The following is a 16,855-nucleotide window of genomic DNA, read 5'->3' on the forward strand; positions in this document are numbered from 1 at the left end:
TCCGTCACGACGCGGCGCCGGGGGCCACCAGGGCGACGTCGGCGGCGGGCACCCTGCTGCCGTCGCGCCGGCGGAATCCGATCCCGACGCTCTCGCCCGTGCCCTCCTCGACGAACCGGTACCCACTGCTGTGGGCGCGCGGGAGGTGAACGTGACCCCACTGCCCGATGGCGGCCAGCACCGGGACGAGATCGCGGCCGGCGTCGGTCAGCACGTAGCGACTCCGGGTCCGGTCGCCCGGTGACCGATAGTCCACCACCTCGAGGATGCCCGCCTCGACCAGTTCGGTGAGCCGTGCGCTGAGGACGTCGGAGGCGATGCCCAGCCGCTCCCGGAACTCCGAGAACCGCGACCGCCCGAGCAGCGCTTCGCGGATGATCAGCACCGCCCAGCGCTGCCCGAGAACCGACATCGTGCGGGCGATGGGGCACGGATCGTCGATGAGGGCTCTGGTGCGCATGGTCACATCGTACCTAGATTGGAAAAACAAACCTAGCGGTGTTACCGTGAGGGCCGATCCAACGAGAGGGAGACGACCATGGGCCAGACGGGAACCCGCGTCGCGGGCGCGACCGCGGTGGTGACGGGCGGTCAACGCGGTCTCGGCAAGGCGGTGGTCGACGAGTTGCTGGCCCGCGGCGCCGCGCGCATCGTGTCGACGAGCCGCAAGCCGGACACCGCAGCGGATCCCCGCGTCACCGTGGTCCAGGCCGACGTCACGCGCGACGACTCGGTCGCCGCGCTGGCCGCACTGGTACCCGAGGCCACCATCGTGGTGAACAACGCCGGTCTGCTCGGCGGTCAATCACTGCTGCACGCCGACTTCGACGACATCCAGGCAGTGTTCGGGACCAACCTGTTCGGCGCCCTGCGCGTCACCAGGGCCTTCGCTCCCACCCTGGTGCGCAACGGCCACGGCTCGATCGTCAACGTCGCATCGGTGTTGTCCTGGCTGCCCGGGTCCGGCGCCTACGGTGCATCCAAGGCGGCGCTGTGGTCGGCCACCAACTCGCTGCGCCTGGAGCTGGCACCCGAGGGCGTCAACGTCGTCGGCGTATACCTCGGCTACACCGACACCGAGATGGTCTCTCACCTCGACGTCCCCAAGAACGATCCCGCCGACGTTGCCCGCCAGATCGTCGACGGCATCGAAGCAGGCGCCGCCGAGGTGCTCGCCGACGACCTCACCCGCCAGGCGCGCATCCAGGCGCTGGCGTGACGATGGGACACGAACCGAACATGAAGACCTACAAGGCCTTTCAGGTCACCGGGCAGCGCGAGTTCGCACTCGTCGAGCGTGACGTCGCGCCGCCCGACGACGGGCAGGTGCGCGTGCGCGTCCTCAGCTGCGGGGTGTGCCACAGCGACGTGCTGGCCGTCGAGGGCCAGCGGCCGCACCCGGAACTGCCGGTGGTCCCCGGCCACGAGATCGTCGGCATCGTCGACGCTGTCGGCGAGGGTGTGCGGCAGTGGGCGCCGGGCGACCGGGTGGGATTGGGATTCCTGGGCGGCCCCTGCTACCAGTGCGAGTACTGCCGCCGCGGCGACGTGGTCAATTGCACCGACCAGCCGTTGCCCGGCACCAGCATCGACGGGGGCTACGCCGAGATGGTGTACGCCCGGGCGACCGGGCTGGTCCGCGTGCCCGACGGCATCGACGCCCACCTCGCCGCTCCCCTGCTCTGCGCGGGCGTGACGACGTTCAACGCACTGCGCACCGCCGCCGCCCCGCCGGGGGCGCTGGTGGGCGTGCAGGGTCTGGGTGGTCTGGGCCACCTCGCCGTCCAGTACGCGAAGGCATTCGGCCACCGCGTGGCGGTCATCGCCCGCGGACCCGAGAAGGCCGAGCTGGCACGGTCACTGGGCGCCGACGTCTACGTCGACAGCGCCGCCGAGGATCCCGGTGCGGCCCTGACCGCGCTCGGCGGGGCCACCGCGGTGGTCGCGACGGCCGCCAGCGGGGCGTCGATGGGGCCGTTGGTCGCCGGGCTGCGTCCCCGAGGCCGACTGGTGGTCGTCGGCGCCGCCCCGGACCCCATCGCCGTGCAGACCTCGGACCTCATCTTCGGCGGCCGCAGCATCATCGGCAGCCTCACCGGCTCGCCCATCGAGAACGAGGACAATCTGGCGTTCGGCATCGCGAACGGCATCACCCCGATGGTCGAGGTCGTGCCGTTCGAGCAGGCGCCGGCAGCCTACGAACGAATGATGGCCGGCAAGGCCAGGTTTCGAGTGGTCCTGGACGTCGCCGGATCCGCGTCGTGACCCGTCGCAGTGCCGCGGTGGAGCATCCGAGCCGCCGGTTGCTGATCGCGCTGCCCGACGACTACGAGGTCGCGCGGGCCCGCTACGAGGCGCTGGTCCCCACCGTCGACTTCGCCGCACTCGCGAACGCCACGTCGTGGGACGACGTGCTCGTCGGGGTGAAGTCGCAAGCGCCGCACGGCTTCCTGCGGTACTTCCAGACCGACGTGGTACCTGCCATGGCACTCTCGGATGCCCATTGGCCCGCCACGGAGTACCTGATGGGCAACCACACCATCGCCCATCGGATGTACCGTCACGATCCCGCCGCGATGCTGCACGCACCGTTGCGCACACTGCTCTACTCCGACCGCGACGGCGCGACCGTACTGGCGGTCGACCAGCCCGGCCTGCTGTTCGCCAGCTACGGCAACCCGGCCATCAGCGCCGTCGGCGACGAACTGGACCGCCTGCTGGCGGCGCTGATCGAACTGCTCGACGGCGACGTACCCGCGGCGCTGAGGCTCAGCAGCCCTTGAGCCGCACGGCCAGGTAGTTCGACACCTCCGAGATCGCCACGCGCTCCTGGGTCATCGCGTCGCGCTCGCGCACCGTGACGGCATGGTCGTCGAGCGAATCGAAGTCCAGCGTCACGCAGAACGGCGTCCCGATCTCGTCCTGGCGCCGATAACGGCGGCCGATCGCACCGGCGTCATCGAACTCGATGTTCCAGTTCTGCCGCAGTTCGGCAGCCAGGTCCTTGGCCTTGGGTGACAGGTCGGCGTGCCGGGACAACGGCAGCACCGCGGCCTTGACCGGGGCCAGCCGGGGGTCGAGCTTGAGCACGGTGCGCTTGTCCACGCCGCCCTTGGCATTGGGCGCCTCGTCTTCGTGATACGAGTCCACCAGGAAGGCCATCAGCGACCGGGTCAGGCCGGCCGCCGGCTCGATCACGTACGGCGTGTAACGGGTGTCCGTGGACTGGTCGTAGTACGTCAGGTCCACACCGGAAGCCTTTGCGTGGCTCGACAAGTCGTGATCGGTGCGGTTGGCGATGCCTTCGAGTTCACCCCACGGGCTGCCGGCGAAGCCGAACTTGTACTCGATGTCGGTGGTGCCTGCGCTGTAGTGCGACAGCTTCTCCAGCGGATGTTCGTACAGCCGCAGGTTCTCCGGCCGGATGCCGAGGTCGACGTACCACTGCAGCCGGGTCTTGATCCAGTACTGGTGCCATTCCGGCGCGGTCGACGGCTCGACGAAGAACTCCATCTCCATCTGCTCGAACTCCCGCGTGCGGAAGATGAAGTTGCCGGGGGTGATCTCGTTGCGGAAGCTCTTGCCGATCTGGCCGATGCCGAACGGCGGCTTCTTGCGCGACGTGGTGACCACGTTGGCGAAGTTCACGAAGATGCCCTGGGCGGTCTCCGGACGCAGGTAGTGCAACCCCTCCTCGGACTCGATGGGACCGAGATAGGTCTTGAGCATCATGTTGAAGTCGCGCGGCTCGGTCCACTGGCCCTTGGTGCCGCAGTCCGGGCAGACGATCTCGGCCATGGGGACGGCGTCGGGATCGGCCAGCCCGTCCTTGGCCCCGCGCTTCTCGAAGTACGCCTCCTGGAGGTGGTCCTGCCGATGCCGCTTGTGACAGTTCAGGCATTCGACCAGCGGGTCGTTGAAGACCGCGACGTGGCCGGAGGCCACCCACACCTGGCGCGGCAGGATGATCGCGGAGTCCAGGCCGACGACGTCGTCGCGGCCGGTGACCACGGACCGCCACCACTGCTTCTTGATGTTCTCCTTGAGTTCCACCCCGAGTGGTCCATAGTCCCAGGCGGACTTGGTACCGCCGTAGATCTCGCCCGATTGGTAGACCAGGCCACGGCGTTTCGCCAGGTTCGCAACGGTGTCGATGATGGAAGCCACGGGGTGACAGCGTAGTGGGCTGCGCCGCCGGGCCCCCAATCGCGCGCAGCCGCGCGGGACCCCGGCGCTCCGAGCCGGCGTTGACATGCGCGGACGCGCATGTATCCTGACCAGATAATGAAAACGGTTTCCAGTTTGGCACACGGAGCAGACGACGTCGACGGCCACCTCGCCGGGGATGCCGCCGGGGATGTCGCCGCGATCCACGGCACCGGCCGAGAGACCGGGCACGATCCCCACACGCATCCCGGCCCCCCGCCGTCCTCGCCGCCGCCACGCGACGTCCTGGAATCCGCGGGCGAACTGCTACGCGCCCTGGCCGCCCCCATCCGCATCGCGATCGTGCTGCAGCTACGCGAGTCGTCGCGCTGCGTCCATGAACTCGTCGACGCCCTCGAAGTGCCGCAGCCGCTGGTCAGCCAGCACCTGCGCATCCTGAAGGCCGCGGGCGTCGTCGTCGGTGAACGCGCCGGACGCGAGGTGCACTACCAACTGGTCGATCACCACCTGTGCGACATCGTGCTCGCCGCCGTCGACCATGCCGGCGAGGCCCACCCATGACCGGCGCCGTCGTGCGCTCCACCAAGCAGCGCACCGCCATCGCCGCCCTGCTGGAGACGGTCGACGAATTCCGGTCGGCCCAGGAACTCCACGACGAACTGCGCAAGCGCGGTGAGGGGATCGGGCTCACCACGGTGTACCGGACGTTGCAGAGCATGGCTGCCGCCGGCCAGGTCGACACGCTGCGCACCGACACCGGCGAGTCGGTGTACCGCCGCTGCTCGGACCACCACCATCATCACCTGGTGTGCCGCACCTGCGGCACCACCGTCGAGGTCGAGGGCAAGGCCGCGGAGAAGTGGGCCGCCGACGTCGCCGTCGAACACGGCTTCACCGACGTCACGCACACCTTCGAGATCTTCGGGCAGTGCCGCGACTGCACCGTCAGCTGACGGCCCCGCGGGCCAGCGCCAGCACCGTGTCCCGGGTCAGCGGCGCCAGCACCACCTGACCCGGATCGTGTGGATCCACCCAGGCGATGTCCTCGATCTCCGCCGCCGGTCGCGGCACGCCGAGAAGACGCACCCGGAACAGGTCGGCGTCGACCACGTGATCGGGCTCGTTGGCCGCGGGTGCGGTGTGCCGTCCCAGCGGGACCACGGCATCGACACCCACGCCCAACTCCTCGTGCACCTCCCGGCGCAGCGCCTGCAGCGGCGTCTCCCCCGCTTCGATCTTGCCGCCGGGCTGCATGAACGCCGCAGTGGCACGCTTGCGCACCACCAGCACGTGGCCACGACCGTCGAGCGCCACGGCGGCGACGATGCGCAGGACCCGCGTCACGACGTCAGCGCGCGTCGCACCTCGACGCCACCGGAGAGCACCAGCACCACCAGCGTCCGCAGCGCGTCGTCGGACAGTCCGGTGGCGGGAAAGTTGTATCGCAGCAACACGTCTGCGGTCTTCTTCACCGATGATCGCCTGGACGTCGACGGTGACGACGCCCCGTTGGTGGCGGTCTCGGGCCCCGGATCGGTCTTCTCCACCAGCACCACCGAGCCCAGCAGCGTCTGACCCGCCTGCACGCCGACGCGGTCGCGCAGTGTGGCCGTCAGCGCGAGGTCCCACGCCAAGGGCTGCGTCAGCGACACCATCTCCAAGCCCTCGGCGATGGTCACCACGCGCAGCGACGCGACCGTGCCCTCGAGGCCGACGGTCAGCGACTCGTCGTCGGCGTCGAGCACCGTGGTGACGTCGCCAAGCACTGTCGAGAGGCGGTGCAGCAGGGACGTCATCGGGCGGCGCTCACGCCCTGCCGAAACGGCGATTGCGGTTGACGTACTCCTCGCAGGCCTCCCACAGATCCCGCCGGTCGTAGTCCGGCCACAGCTTGTCCTGGAACACGAACTCGGCGTATGCGGCCTGCCACAGCAGGAAGTTGCTCGCCCGCTGCTCTCCGGAGGTGCGGATGAACAGGTCGACGTCGGGGATGTCGGCGCGGTGCAGGTGCTTGGCGAACGTCGCCTCGCTGATCCGGCTCGGGTTGATCTTGCCCGCGGCGGCTTCCTCGGCGAGTTCCCTTGCGGCCTCGACGATCTCGGTGCGGCCGCCGTAGTTCACGCAGTAGTTGATGGTGATGACGTCGTTGCCGACCGTCATCTTCTCCGCGATGTCGAACTCCTTGATGACGCTGCTCCACATGCGCGGCCGCGAACCCACCCAGCGCATGTTGACGCCCATCGCGTTGAGGTTCTCGCGTCGGCGCCGCACCACCTCGCGGTTGAACCCCATCAGGAAGCGCACCTCTTCGGTGCTGCGCTTCCAGTTCTCGGTGGAGAACGCGTACACCGTGAGGTGCTTGATACCGAGTTCGATGGCGCCGCAGGTGATGTCGATGAGCACCGCCTCGCCCATCTTGTGTCCCTCGGTGCGCCCCAGGCCGCGCTGCTGGGCCCACCTGCCGTTGCCGTCCATGACCACGGCCACGTGGTTGGGCACCTGATCCGCCGGGATCCGAGGCGCCGCGGCCTTCGACGGGTGCTGCGGCGGCCGGGAGAACCGGCCGTTGGTGCGAGGCGGCAGCTCCGGGAACACCACCGGCCACGTCGACGTGTCCGGGAACACCGGATAGTCGTCAGGCGCCGGGGGCAGCTGCGGGTAGCTCGCAGACTTCCCCATGCCCCTTGCCTTGCTCATGCGCCATATCCTGCCCGACCGACGCGGCGCGCTCTCCGGCGACCTTCGCCAGGAACGCCGTGTCCGCCTTGTATACCCGCTCCACCAGCGGCAACGTCCGCATCTGACGTTCCAGATGCCACTGCAGGTGCGCGGCCACCAGGCCGCTGGCCTGACTGCGGTGCGTCGACGTCGACGCCTCGGCGACGTCCCAGTCCCCGTCGTGCAGCGCGGCCATCAGGTCGAGCACCTGCTGCGGCGGTGTCACCGAACCCGACGGTCTGCAGTGCACGCACACGCTGCCACCTGCGGCGACGTGGAATGCACGGTGCGGACCGGGTGTCGCGCACCGGGCACATTCGACCAGCGCCGGCGCCCAGCCCGCGATCGACATGGCGCGCAGCAGGTAGGCGTCGAGCACCAGTTCACGCGCCCGGGCCCCGTCGGCCACCGCCCGCAGCGCGGCGACGGTGAGCCGGTGCAGCGCCGGCGCCGGGGCCCGTTCCTCGCCCGCGATGCGCTCGGCGGTCTCCAACACCGCGCAGCCGCAGGTGTAGCGACCGTAATCGCTGACGATGTCACTGGCGAAGGCGTCGATGGCCTGCACCTGGGTGACGATGTCGAGGTTGCGCCCGGAGTGCAACTGCACGTCGACGTGGGCGAACGGTTCCAGGCGGGCGCCGAACTTGCTGCGGGTGCGGCGCACGCCCTTGGCGACGGCGCGCACCAGACCGTGGTCGCGCGTCAGCAGCGTCACGATGCGATCGGCCTCACCGAGCTTGTGCTGACGCAGCACCACAGCTCGATCCCGATACAACCGCATCGCTCCAGTGTCCCACCACGGTCCGACGCCGTCGGTGAGGCCGGGCCGTGACGTCGGACCGATAGTCTTTCGACCAACATGGCTCAGACCTCACCTGCTTGCGACACGGCCGCACCCCGCTTCCCCACCCTCACCCAGGAACTGTTCCAGCTGGCGAGTGGGCAGACCACGTCCGAGGTGCTGGTCCGACGATCCCTGGACGCCATCGCCGCCAGTCAGCCCACCCTCAACGCGTTCCGCGTGGTGCTGGCCGAACGAGCCATCCGCGATGCGCGGGCCGCCGACCGAATGCGGGCCGAGGGCGGCTACCTGCCGCTGCTGGGCATCCCCGTAGCGGTCAAGGACGACGTCGACGTGGCGGGCGTCCCGACCCGCTTCGGCACGGTCGGCGAGCAGCCCCCGGCTGCCGCCGACAGCGAGGTGGTGCGACGGCTGCGGGCGGCGGGCGCGATCATCGTCGGCAAGACCAACACGTGCGAACTCGGGCAGTGGCCCTTCACCAGCGGACCCGGTTTCGGGCACACCGCCAACCCGTGGTCGGCTCGGCACTCCGCCGGCGGGTCGTCGGGCGGCAGCGCCGCCGCGGTTGCCGCCGGCCTGGTCGCCGCCGCGATCGGCTCCGACGGCGCGGGCAGCGTGCGCATCCCGGCGGCGTGGAACCACCTGGTGGGCATCAAACCGCAGCGTGGCCGCATCTCGACATGGCCCCTGCCCGAGGCGTTCAACGGCATCACCGTCAACGGTGTGCTGGCGCGCACGGTCACCGATGCCGCCGTCGTCCTGGACGCCGCGTCGGGAAACGTCGACGGTGACCTGCACCGGCCGCCGCCCATCCGGGCCTCCGAACACGTCTCGCAGGCCCCCGGGCCCCTCACCGTCGCGTTGTCCACGACGTTCCCGTTCACGTTCTTCAAGGCGACGCTGCACCCCGAGATCCGCGCCGCGTTGCACGTCGTCGCGGGACAACTGGAGGACCTGGGCCACACCGTGCGGGCCGCCGACCCCGACTACGGGATGGGCATGTCGTGGGACTTCCTGACACGGTCCACGTCGGGGCTGCTGGACTGGGCCGACCGGCTGGGGCCACTGGTGGAGTGGGATGCACGCACCCGGGCCAACATGCGGACCGGCAGGGTGCTCTCGGAGCAGGCCCTACGCAAGGCGCGGGCGCGCGAGGCCGCCGCCCGCCGCCGCGTCGGCTGGATCTTCAACATCGCCGACGTGGTGCTGGCCCCCACCACGGCACTGCCGCCGCCCGGGCTGCACGACTACGACGAGCGTGGCAGCCTGGCCACCGACCGCGCGATGATCCGCGCATGCCCGGTGACCTGGCCGTGGAACGTGCTGGGGTGGCCGTCGATCAACGTGCCCGCGGGGTTCACCTCCGACGGGCTGCCGATCGGCGTGCAGCTCATGGGGCCGGAGAACAGCGAACCGCTGCTGATCTCGCTGGCCGCGGCGCTCGAGGCCGTCGGCGGCTGGGCGTCCCGGCAGCCGGTGCCGTGGTGGCTCGACGACGCGTCGTAGCCCGCGGCTAGAAGCCCAGTTTGCCCAGCTGCTTCGGGTCGCGCTGCCAGTTCTTGGCGATCTTGACCCGCAGGTCCAGGTACACCTTGGTGCCCAGCAGCTTCTCGATCTGGGTGCGCGCGGCCGTACCGACCTCGCGCAGTCGCGCCCCGCCCTTGCCGATCACGATGCCCTTCTGGCTGTCGCGCTCGACGTAGAGGATGGCGTGGACGTCGATGAGTTCACCCTGCTCGGGCGTCCTGTCCTCGCGCTGGTTCACCTCGTCGATGACCACCGCCAGCGAGTGCGGCAGCTCGTCGCGGACACCCTCGAGCGCGGCCTCACGGATCAGCTCGGCCATCAGCACCTCTTCGGGCTCGTCGGTGAGTTCGCCGTCGGGATAGAACGCCGGGCCCTCCGGGAGGTGCGACACCAGCACGTCGATCAACACGTCGACCTGCTCGCCGGTGGTGGCCGACACCGGGACGATGTCGGCGGCCTTCTCCCCGAACGCCTCCTGCACGGCGACCAGCTGCGCGGCGACCTTGTCGCGGGGCACCTTGTCGGTCTTGGTGACGACGACCACCAGGGTGGTCCTCGGCGCCACGGCCTTGATCTGCTCGTAGATCCAGCGGTCGCCGGGCCCGATGCCCTCGTCGGCCGGGATGCACAGGCAGATCAGGTCGACCTCGGAATAGGTGTCCTTGACCAACTCGTTGAGCCGCTGCCCCAGCAGGGTGCGCGGCCGGTGCAGCCCCGGGGTGTCGACCAGGACGATCTGAAAGTTCTCGCGGTGCACGATGCCGCGGATGGTGTGCCGCGTGGTCTGCGGCCGGTTCGACGTGATGGCCACCTTCTGCCCCACCAGCGCATTGGTCAGGGTGGACTTGCCGGTGTTGGGCCGGCCCACGAAACAGACGAAACCGGAACGGAACTCGCTCACGTCGGCGTCCCGGAACGGTCGGTGACGATCACCGCGGCGTCGGCGGACATCTCCCGCACGGCGGCGACACCGGCATCCTCGCCCGAGCCACCCACGAGCACTGCGGCCTCCAGCCCCGTCGCCCCGCTGGACACCGCGGCGGCCACCGCCGACTGCAACGCGGTCAACGTCAGCGTCGTCAGGTCGACGGGGGCACCCGCGTAGGTGCGGCCGTCGCGATCGCGTACCGCGGCGCCGCTGCCCGCCTCGGCGCGCGCCATGGCGCCGCGAGCCAGCACCACCAACTTGGCGTCTTCGGGATCCAGATCGGTCACGGCGTCTCCTCCTCGGGTTCTTCGGCGCTCACCAGCACGGTGCCGACGCGCACGCGGCCCCGCTGATCGGGTCCGCCCTCGGCGCGCAACCGCAATCCGTCCCACGTGACCTCGGCACCGGGCAGCGGCACGCGCCCCAGTTCGAACGCCAGCAGGCCGCCGACGGTGTCGACGTCCAGGTCGTCGTCGATCTCGAGGCCGTCGAACAGTTCCGTGAGGTCTTCCAGGGGCAGGCGCGCGGATACCCGGAACTGCTTGTCACCCAGCGCTTCCCATGGAAGCACCTCGTCGGTGTCGTACTCGTCGGCGATCTCGCCGACGATCTCCTCGAGCACGTCCTCGATGGTCACCAGGCCGGCGATGGCACCGTACTCGTCCACCAGCAGTGCCATGTGATTGCGGTCGCGCTGCATCTCGCGCAACAGTTCGTCGAGCGGCTTGGAATCCGGGACGAACACCGCGGGCCGCATCACGTCGCAGACCGCCGTGTCCCGGCCACCGATGGTCGACGAGTACGTGCGCGCCACCAGGTCCTTGAGATACACGACGCCCACCACGTCGTCGACGTTCTCGCCGACGACCGGGATGCGGGAGTGCCCGCTGCGCACGGCCAGCGACGTCGCCTGCCCCGCGGTCTTGTCCGATTCGATCCACACCATCTCGGTGCGGGGCACCATGACCTCGCGGGCCGGGGTGTCCCCCAATTCGAACACCGACTGGATCATGCGGCGCTCGTCGTCGGCCACCACGCCGCTCTGCTGGGCGAGGTCGACCACTTCGCGCAGTTCGATCTCCGAGGCGAAGGGGCCGTTGCGGAATCCGCGGCCGGGGGTCAGCGCATTGCCCAGCAGCACCAGCAGCCGGCTGATCGGGGTGAGCAGCACCGAGATCGCTTGCAGCGGAAGCGCTGCCACCAGCGAGATGCTGTAGGCGTTCTGCCTGCCGACGGTACGGGGCCCCACCCCCACGGCGACGAAGCTCACCACCACCATGATCACGGCGGCCGCCACCAGACCCCAGCCCAGACCCAGGTCGTCGATGAGCCAGGCGGCCATGAGCACGGTGGCCACGGTCTCGCAGCTGATCCGCAACAGCACCACCAGGTTGATGTAGCGCGGCCGGTCGTGCATCAGCTGGGCCAGTCGGACCGCGCCGGGACGCTCGTCGCGCACCAGTTCCTCGACGCGCGCCATCGACACCGTGCTGATCGCCGCGTCCACTGCTGCGAACAGGCCGCCGCCGAGGATCAGCGCGATGGCCCCGATCAGGGGTGCGAGTCCGGTCACGGGCGGTCGTAGAACTGCGATTCGTCCAGCAGCTTGCGGTCGCGCTCGACCTGCCGGTCGCGGTGATATCCGTCCACCTGGTCGGCGACCCACTCCTCGAGCAGTTCCCGCTGCAGGGCGAACATCTCCTTCTCCTCGTCGGGCTCCGCATGGTCGTAACCCAGCAGGTGCAGCACTCCGTGCACCGTGAGCAGGGCCAGCTCCTGACCGAGCGAATGTCCAGCGGCCTCGGCCTGTTTCGCGGCGAACTCCGGGCACAGCACGATGTCACCGAGCATCGACGGCCCCGGCTCCGGCGCGTCGGGCCGCCCGCCCGGCTCCAGTTCGTCCATCGGGAAGCTCATCACGTCGGTGGGACCGGGCAGGTCCATCCACCGCATGTGCAGATCGGCCATGGCCGCGGTGTCGAGCAGCACCATGGACAGCTCGGCGGCGGGGTTGACGTCCATGCGCTCGATGACGAACCGCGCGACGCTGACGAGTTCGGTCTCCGACACCTCGATGCCGGACTCGTTGGACACCTCGATGCTCATCGACGCGGCCTGCCCGTGTTCGCGCGCCGCTGGGCGCGGTTGCCGACCTGATCCCCCGACGCCTCGGACCGGGCGTAGGCGTCGACGATCTCGGAGACCAGCCGATGCCGCACCACGTCGGCGCTGGTGAGTTCGGCGACGTGGATGTCGTCGATTCCGGTCAGGATGTCCACCGCCGCACGCAAACCCGATCGCGCCCCACCGGGCAGGTCGATCTGGGTGGCGTCGCCGGTGACCACGATCTGAGACCCGAAGCCCAGGCGCGTCAGGAACATCTTCATCTGCTCGGCCGTGGTGTTCTGCGCCTCGTCGAGGATGATGAACGCGTCGTTCAACGTGCGGCCACGCATGTACGCCAGGGGCGCCACCTCGATCACGCCCGTGCTCATCAACTTGGGGATGAGTTCGGGGTCCATCATGTCGTGCAGGGCGTCGTACAGCGGGCGCAGATACGGGTCGATCTTCTCGCTGAGCGTGCCCGGCAGGAAGCCAAGGCGCTCACCGGCTTCCACGGCCGGACGGGTCAGGATGATGCGCGACACCTGCTTGGCGTGCAGCGCACTGACCGCCTTCGCCATCGCCAGGTAGGTCTTACCGGTACCTGCGGGCCCGATGCCGAACACGATGGTGTGCTCGTCGATGGCGTCGACGTAGCGCTTCTGGTTCAGCGTCTTGGGCCGGATGGTCTTGCCGCGCCGCGACAGGATGTCCAGCGTCAACACGTCCGCGGGCGACTCGGTGCCGCTGCCCATCAGCATCGCCACGGTGTGGCGCACCGACTCCGGCGAGACGGGTTGGCCGCTGGAGGCGACGGCCATCAGCTCGGTGATCGCACGCTCGGCCAGCGCCACGTCGGCGGGCTCACCAGACAGCGTGAGCGCGTTGCCGCGCGCATGGATGTCGGCGGTGAGCAGGTCTTCGAGGGCGCGCAGATTCTCGTCGGCAGACCCGAGCAGGCCCACGACGAGGTCGGGCGGCACGTTGATGGTGCTTCGTACGGACGACGAGGCAGCGTTCGTCTCGCGGGGCGTCACGTGGGCTTCAGTGCCTGCTTCCTGTGTTCGTTCACTCGGACGGGTCGAGTTTACCGCTGGTCACCGACTCATCCCAACGGATGACCGGTGGTCGGTGCATCCCACCGCGCCGTCAGCACGCCCAGCGCACCCAGCGCCACGGCCGCCGCGGTCGACGTACGCAGCACCGACGGGCCCAGCCGCACCGCCTCCGCACCCACCCCGGTGAGCTGGGAGATCTCGTCGTCGCCGATGCCGCCCTCGGGGCCCACCAGCAACCAGATCGCCGTCCCGGCCGCCAGCCGCGGCGCCAGCGCACTCAGCGATGCGGTGGCCGACTCGTGCAGCGCGAGCACCGTCGCCCCGCCGGCCACCTCGAGCGCGACGGTGGCCACCAGCTCGGCGGTACCGACGACGCCGGCCACCTCGGGCACGTGCGGACGACGCGACTGACGCGCGGCCGATCGGGCGACGGCCTGCCACCGGCGCAGTCCCTTGTCGACCTTCGCGGCACCGTCCCAGCGGGCGACGCAGCGCCGCGCCTGCCAGGCCAGGAACCGGTCGGCGCCGGCCTCCGTGGCGACCTCGACGGCGAGTTCGGCCCGATCCGACTTGGGCAGTGCCTGCACCACCGTCACCGCGGGAGTGGCCGGGGCGACGACCGTGCGGTCCTCGACGGTGGCCGCCAGCCGGCCCTTGCCGACCTCGGTGACCACGCAGTGCGCGAGCGCACCGGCGCCGTCGGAGACGTCGAGCCGCTCACCGACCCGGATGCGCCGCACGTTGGCGGCGTGGAAGCCCTCGTCACCGTCGACGACGACGGTCTGCCCGACCTCGCCGACCGCGTCGACGTAGAACAGCGCGTTGGTCACCGTCGCGGGTCAGCGTCCGGAGAACGTCTCACGCAGTCGACTGAACAGCCCGCCGCCTGCGCCGGCCGCCGACTGCGTCGACTTCACCTCGGCGACGTCGCGCGAGCGGTGCTCCTTGAGCTTGCGCAGCAGCTCGGTGTCCTGGTGATCCAACCGCGCGGGCACCACCACCTCCACGTGGGCGTGCAGGTCGCCGCGCACACCCGACCGCAGGTGCGGCATGCCGTGTCCCCGCAACGTGATTCGACTACCGGGCTGGGTGCCCGGGGCGATCTCGAGGTCGGTGGGGCCGTCGAGGATCGCGTCGACGGACACCGTGGCGCCCAGGGCGGCGTCGACCATCGGAACCGACACCGTGCAGTGCAGGTCGTCGCCGTCGCGGACGAACACGTCGTGCGGCTGCTCGTGCACCTCGACGTACAGGTCGCCCGCGGGGCCGCCGCCGGGACCCACCTCGCCCTGCGCGGCCAGCCGCACCCGCATGCCCTCGCCGACGCCCGCCGGGATCTTGACGCTCACCTCACGCCGAGCGCGCACCCGGCCGTCACCGCCGCAGCGGTGACACGGGTCGGGGATGACCTCGCCGACGCCCTGACACACGGGGCAGGGGCGCGAGGTCATCACCTGACCGAGCAGCGAGCGCTGCACGGTCTGCACCTCGCCCTGGCCGTGGCAGGTGTCACACGTGACGGGCTTCGTGTCGGCGTGCGTGCCCTTGCCGTGACAGACGTCGCACAGGATCGCGGTGTCGACGGTCACCTGCTTGGTGACACCCGTCGCGCACTCGGTGAGGTCCATGCGCATGCGCAGCAGCGAGTCCGAACCCGGTCGCACGCGCCCGATGGGCCCCCGCCCGCCGCCGCCACCACCGCCGAAGAAGGCCTCGAACACGTCGCCGAGCCCGCCGAAGCCGCTGAACCCGTTGGCGCCCATGCCGCCGCCGGTCTCCATCGGATCGGCGCCCATGTCGACCATCCGGCGCTTGTCGGGATCGGTGAGCACCTCGTAGGCGAGCTTCACCTCGGCGAACTGCTCACCGGCGTCGGGGTTGACGTCCGGGTGCAGCTGACGCGCCAGCTTGCGGTAGGCGGCCTTGATCTCGGAATCACTCGCGCCCTTGCTCACGCCGAGCAGACCGTAGTAGTCGCGTGCCACGCCACACCCCTTCGAAGAGTTCAAGCCATTCAAGCCGTTGTCCGGGCACTACCGGGTACCCAGGACCTCACCTATGTACAGAGCAACCGCCGCAACGTTGGCGATGGTTCCCGGATAGTCCATGCGAGTGGGACCGACCACACCCATGCCGCCGTAGATCTTGCCCAGCGATCCGTACGTGGTGGTCACCACGGACGTCCCTGCCATCTGCTCGGCCTCGGTCTCGTGCCCGATCCGCACGGTGACCTTACCGGCCTCCTGCTGCGCGGCCAGCAGCCGCAGCACCACCACCTGCTCCTCGAGCGCTTCGAGCACCGACCGCAGCCCGTTGCCGAAGTCGGCGGTGTTGTGGGTGAGGTTGGCGGTGCCGCCCAGCAGCAGCCGCTCCTCACTGTGCTCGACGAGCGTCTCCACCAGCACGGTGGCGGCGCGGCCCACGGCGTCGCCCAGCCCACCGTGGCCGTCGAGCTGGGCGGCCAGGTCGGCCACCGCGACGGACGCGGTGGCCAGCGGCTTGCCCTCCAACGCCTGGGCGAGCCGCTCGCGCAGCTGCCCGAGCGCGACGTCGTCGATGGCATCACCCAGTTCGACGATGCGCTGATCGACGCGGCCGCTGTCGGTGATGACGACCAGCAGCAGGCGCGCCGGCGTGAGCGCCACCACCTCGAGGTGGCGGACGCTCGACGTCGACAGCGTCGGGTACTGGATGATGGCCACCTGCCGGGTCAGCTGAGCCAGCAGCTTCACCGCGCGCCGCAGCACGTCGTCGAGGTCCACCCCGGACTCCAGGAACGACAGGATGGCGCGGCGCTCGGCCGACGACATCGGCTTGACGTCGTCGAGCCGGTCCACGAACTCGCGGTACCCCTTCTCGGTGGGCACGCGTCCGGAGCTGGTGTGCGGCTGCGCGATGTAGCCCTCGGCCTCCAGTACCGCCATGTCGTTGCGCACCGTCGCGCTCGAGACGCCGAGATTGTGGCGTTCGACGAGCGCCTTGGAGCCGATGGGCTCCTTGGTGGTCACGAAGTCGGCCACGATGGCACGCAGCACCTCGAATCGCCGATCGTCGGCACTACCCATGCGTTCACCTACCTTGGACGAGTCGAACCGGGTACGGCTCCCTCCCGGGGAAGCCAAACCCCCATTTTACGGTGACCTGCGACGTCGGCACGCGCCACCAGGCCCGGTGCGATTAACCTCGAGCCATGCCGACGGACTCAACGGCGGGTCGCCCGTGATCTTCAAGGGGGTCCGCGACGGCAAGCCATACCCCGATCACGGGTTGTCACACCGGCAGTGGGCCCAGATCCCGCCTCGCCAGATCCGTCTCGACGAACTGGTCACCACGACGACGGTGCTCGCGCTGGACCGCCTGCTCTCGGAGGACTCGACGTTCTACGGCGACCTGTTCCCGCACGCCGTGCGGTGGCAGAACGTGGTCTACCTGGAGGACGGACTGCACCGCGCGGTGCGCGCGGCGCTGCGCAACCGGACCGTGCTGCACGCCCGCGTCTACGACATGGCGGTCCCGCTCGACCAGCAGACCGGCCCCACGCAGCTGTAGCGC

General features: G+C 69.9%; 21 protein-coding genes. 7 read left to right on the forward strand and 14 right to left on the reverse strand.

Annotation, left to right across the window (positions count from 1 at the left end):
• Positions 1-4: 4 nt before the first annotated feature.
• Complete coding sequence (locus tag AC30CM_RS01720; RefSeq protein WP_490115093.1) at positions 5-460, reverse strand: winged helix-turn-helix transcriptional regulator; 456 nt, start codon at positions 458-460, stop codon at positions 5-7.
• Positions 461-538: 78 nt separating this feature from the next.
• On the opposite strand from AC30CM_RS01720, the gene AC30CM_RS01725 reads away from it, so the two are divergent.
• Genes AC30CM_RS01725 through AC30CM_RS01735 form a run of 3 tightly spaced genes read left to right on the forward strand, consistent with a single transcriptional unit; the run spans position 539 to position 2,783 of the window.
• On the forward strand, positions 539-1,219 hold the full coding sequence (locus AC30CM_RS01725) for an SDR family oxidoreductase (RefSeq protein ID WP_490115094.1): 681 nt from the start codon (positions 539-541) through the stop codon (positions 1,217-1,219).
• A 20-nt stretch (positions 1,220-1,239) separates the two neighbouring features.
• Positions 1,240-2,265, forward strand: a complete 1,026-nt coding sequence (locus AC30CM_RS01730) for an alcohol dehydrogenase catalytic domain-containing protein (RefSeq protein WP_490115095.1) — start codon at positions 1,240-1,242, stop codon at positions 2,263-2,265.
• A complete protein-coding gene (locus tag AC30CM_RS01735) occupies positions 2,262-2,783 on the forward strand; it encodes a DUF302 domain-containing protein (RefSeq protein ID WP_490115096.1) in 522 nt (173 codons plus the stop codon). The genes AC30CM_RS01730 and AC30CM_RS01735 overlap by 4 nt, the downstream gene beginning before the upstream one ends.
• On the opposite strand, the gene AC30CM_RS01740 is transcribed toward AC30CM_RS01735, so the two are convergent.
• Positions 2,770-4,206, reverse strand: coding sequence for a glycine--tRNA ligase (locus AC30CM_RS01740; RefSeq protein ID WP_490115238.1), 1,437 nt, complete (start codon positions 4,204-4,206; stop codon positions 2,770-2,772). The two genes, AC30CM_RS01735 and AC30CM_RS01740, sit on opposite strands and share 14 nt — an antisense overlap.
• 78 nt (positions 4,207-4,284) lie before the next feature.
• On the opposite strand from AC30CM_RS01740, the gene AC30CM_RS01745 reads away from it, so the two are divergent.
• A complete protein-coding gene (locus AC30CM_RS01745; RefSeq protein WP_490115097.1) occupies positions 4,285-4,728 on the forward strand; it encodes an ArsR/SmtB family transcription factor in 444 nt (147 codons plus the stop codon).
• On the forward strand, positions 4,725-5,120 hold the full coding sequence (locus AC30CM_RS01750) for a Fur family transcriptional regulator (RefSeq protein WP_490115098.1): 396 nt from the start codon (positions 4,725-4,727) through the stop codon (positions 5,118-5,120). Before AC30CM_RS01745 ends, AC30CM_RS01750 begins: the two co-directional genes overlap by 4 nt.
• On the opposite strand, the gene AC30CM_RS01755 is transcribed toward AC30CM_RS01750, so the two are convergent.
• The 4 genes from AC30CM_RS01755 to recO are packed head-to-tail and all read right to left on the reverse strand — an operon-like array spanning position 5,113 to position 7,666.
• A complete protein-coding gene (locus AC30CM_RS01755; RefSeq protein ID WP_490115099.1) occupies positions 5,113-5,511 on the reverse strand; it encodes an NUDIX hydrolase in 399 nt (132 codons plus the stop codon). The two genes, AC30CM_RS01750 and AC30CM_RS01755, sit on opposite strands and share 8 nt — an antisense overlap.
• Positions 5,508-5,963: a hypothetical protein gene (locus AC30CM_RS01760; protein WP_490115100.1), complete on the reverse strand. Its 456-nt coding sequence runs from the start codon at positions 5,961-5,963 to the stop codon at positions 5,508-5,510. The genes AC30CM_RS01755 and AC30CM_RS01760 overlap by 4 nt, the downstream gene beginning before the upstream one ends.
• Positions 5,964-5,973: 10 nt before the next feature.
• On the reverse strand, positions 5,974-6,864 hold the full coding sequence (locus tag AC30CM_RS01765; RefSeq protein WP_490115101.1) for a decaprenyl diphosphate synthase: 891 nt from the start codon (positions 6,862-6,864) through the stop codon (positions 5,974-5,976).
• Positions 6,803-7,666: a DNA repair protein RecO gene (gene recO, locus AC30CM_RS01770; protein WP_490115102.1), complete on the reverse strand. Its 864-nt coding sequence runs from the start codon at positions 7,664-7,666 to the stop codon at positions 6,803-6,805. Before recO ends, AC30CM_RS01765 begins: the two co-directional genes overlap by 62 nt.
• A gap of 78 nt (positions 7,667-7,744) precedes the next feature.
• Between recO and AC30CM_RS01775 the strand changes: the two genes are divergently transcribed.
• Entirely contained in the window at positions 7,745-9,193 is a 1,449-nt protein-coding gene (locus tag AC30CM_RS01775; protein WP_490115103.1) for an amidase, read from the forward strand.
• A gap of 7 nt (positions 9,194-9,200) precedes the next feature.
• Here AC30CM_RS01775 and era read toward each other — a convergent pair whose 3' ends face one another.
• From era to hrcA, 8 genes are all read right to left on the reverse strand, one after another.
• Complete coding sequence (gene era / locus AC30CM_RS01780) at positions 9,201-10,115, reverse strand: GTPase Era (RefSeq protein WP_490115104.1); 915 nt, start codon at positions 10,113-10,115, stop codon at positions 9,201-9,203.
• The gene (locus AC30CM_RS01785) at positions 10,112-10,429 is read right to left on the reverse strand and encodes a cytidine deaminase (RefSeq protein ID WP_490115105.1); all 318 of its coding nucleotides are present in this window, start codon (positions 10,427-10,429) and stop codon (positions 10,112-10,114) included. Before AC30CM_RS01785 ends, era begins: the two co-directional genes overlap by 4 nt.
• Positions 10,426-11,715: a hemolysin family protein gene (locus tag AC30CM_RS01790; protein ID WP_490115106.1), complete on the reverse strand. Its 1,290-nt coding sequence runs from the start codon at positions 11,713-11,715 to the stop codon at positions 10,426-10,428. The genes AC30CM_RS01785 and AC30CM_RS01790 overlap by 4 nt, the downstream gene beginning before the upstream one ends.
• Entirely contained in the window at positions 11,712-12,248 is a 537-nt protein-coding gene (gene ybeY / locus AC30CM_RS01795; RefSeq protein WP_490115107.1) for an rRNA maturation RNase YbeY, read from the reverse strand. The genes AC30CM_RS01790 and ybeY overlap by 4 nt, the downstream gene beginning before the upstream one ends.
• The gene (locus tag AC30CM_RS01800) at positions 12,245-13,282 is read right to left on the reverse strand and encodes a PhoH family protein (RefSeq protein ID WP_490115108.1); all 1,038 of its coding nucleotides are present in this window, start codon (positions 13,280-13,282) and stop codon (positions 12,245-12,247) included. The genes ybeY and AC30CM_RS01800 overlap by 4 nt, the downstream gene beginning before the upstream one ends.
• A 68-nt stretch (positions 13,283-13,350) precedes the next feature.
• On the reverse strand, positions 13,351-14,133 hold the full coding sequence (locus AC30CM_RS01805) for a 16S rRNA (uracil(1498)-N(3))-methyltransferase (protein ID WP_490115109.1): 783 nt from the start codon (positions 14,131-14,133) through the stop codon (positions 13,351-13,353).
• A 9-nt stretch (positions 14,134-14,142) separates the two neighbouring features.
• Complete coding sequence (dnaJ, locus tag AC30CM_RS01810; protein WP_490115110.1) at positions 14,143-15,288, reverse strand: molecular chaperone DnaJ; 1,146 nt, start codon at positions 15,286-15,288, stop codon at positions 14,143-14,145.
• Positions 15,289-15,336: 48 nt separating this feature from the next.
• Positions 15,337-16,368 carry a heat-inducible transcriptional repressor HrcA gene (gene hrcA, locus AC30CM_RS01815; RefSeq protein WP_490115111.1) on the reverse strand — a complete coding sequence of 344 codons (1,032 nt, stop codon included), beginning with the start codon at positions 16,366-16,368 and terminating at the stop codon, positions 15,337-15,339.
• Between the two features lie 154 nt (positions 16,369-16,522).
• Here hrcA and AC30CM_RS01820 point away from each other — a divergent pair, with 154 nt between their 5' ends.
• Entirely contained in the window at positions 16,523-16,852 is a 330-nt protein-coding gene (locus AC30CM_RS01820) for a type II toxin-antitoxin system VapB family antitoxin (RefSeq protein ID WP_490115112.1), read from the forward strand.
• The last annotated feature ends 3 nt before the right edge of the window (positions 16,853-16,855 follow it).

This window comes from Mycobacterium sp. DHQP2018-32-09 (assembly GCF_058148405.1).

Coding starts and splice junctions, on each gene's coding strand:
- AC30CM_RS01720 (WP_490115093.1), bottom strand. CDS start 460: ATGCGCACCAGAGCCCTCATCGACGATCCGTGCCCCATCGCCCGCACG.
- AC30CM_RS01725 (WP_490115094.1), top strand. CDS start 539: ATGGGCCAGACGGGAACCCGCGTCGCGGGCGCGACCGCGGTGGTGACG.
- AC30CM_RS01730 (WP_490115095.1), top strand. CDS start 1,240: ATGAAGACCTACAAGGCCTTTCAGGTCACCGGGCAGCGCGAGTTCGCA.
- AC30CM_RS01745 (WP_490115097.1), top strand. CDS start 4,285: ATGAAAACGGTTTCCAGTTTGGCACACGGAGCAGACGACGTCGACGGC.
- AC30CM_RS01750 (WP_490115098.1), top strand. CDS start 4,725: ATGACCGGCGCCGTCGTGCGCTCCACCAAGCAGCGCACCGCCATCGCC.
- AC30CM_RS01760 (WP_490115100.1), bottom strand. CDS start 5,963: ATGACGTCCCTGCTGCACCGCCTCTCGACAGTGCTTGGCGACGTCACC.
- AC30CM_RS01765 (WP_490115101.1), bottom strand. CDS start 6,864: ATGAGCAAGGCAAGGGGCATGGGGAAGTCTGCGAGCTACCCGCAGCTG.
- recO (WP_490115102.1), bottom strand. CDS start 7,666: ATGCGGTTGTATCGGGATCGAGCTGTGGTGCTGCGTCAGCACAAGCTC.
- AC30CM_RS01775 (WP_490115103.1), top strand. CDS start 7,745: ATGGCTCAGACCTCACCTGCTTGCGACACGGCCGCACCCCGCTTCCCC.
- ybeY (WP_490115107.1), bottom strand. CDS start 12,248: ATGAGCATCGAGGTGTCCAACGAGTCCGGCATCGAGGTGTCGGAGACC.
- hrcA (WP_490115111.1), bottom strand. CDS start 16,368: ATGGGTAGTGCCGACGATCGGCGATTCGAGGTGCTGCGTGCCATCGTG.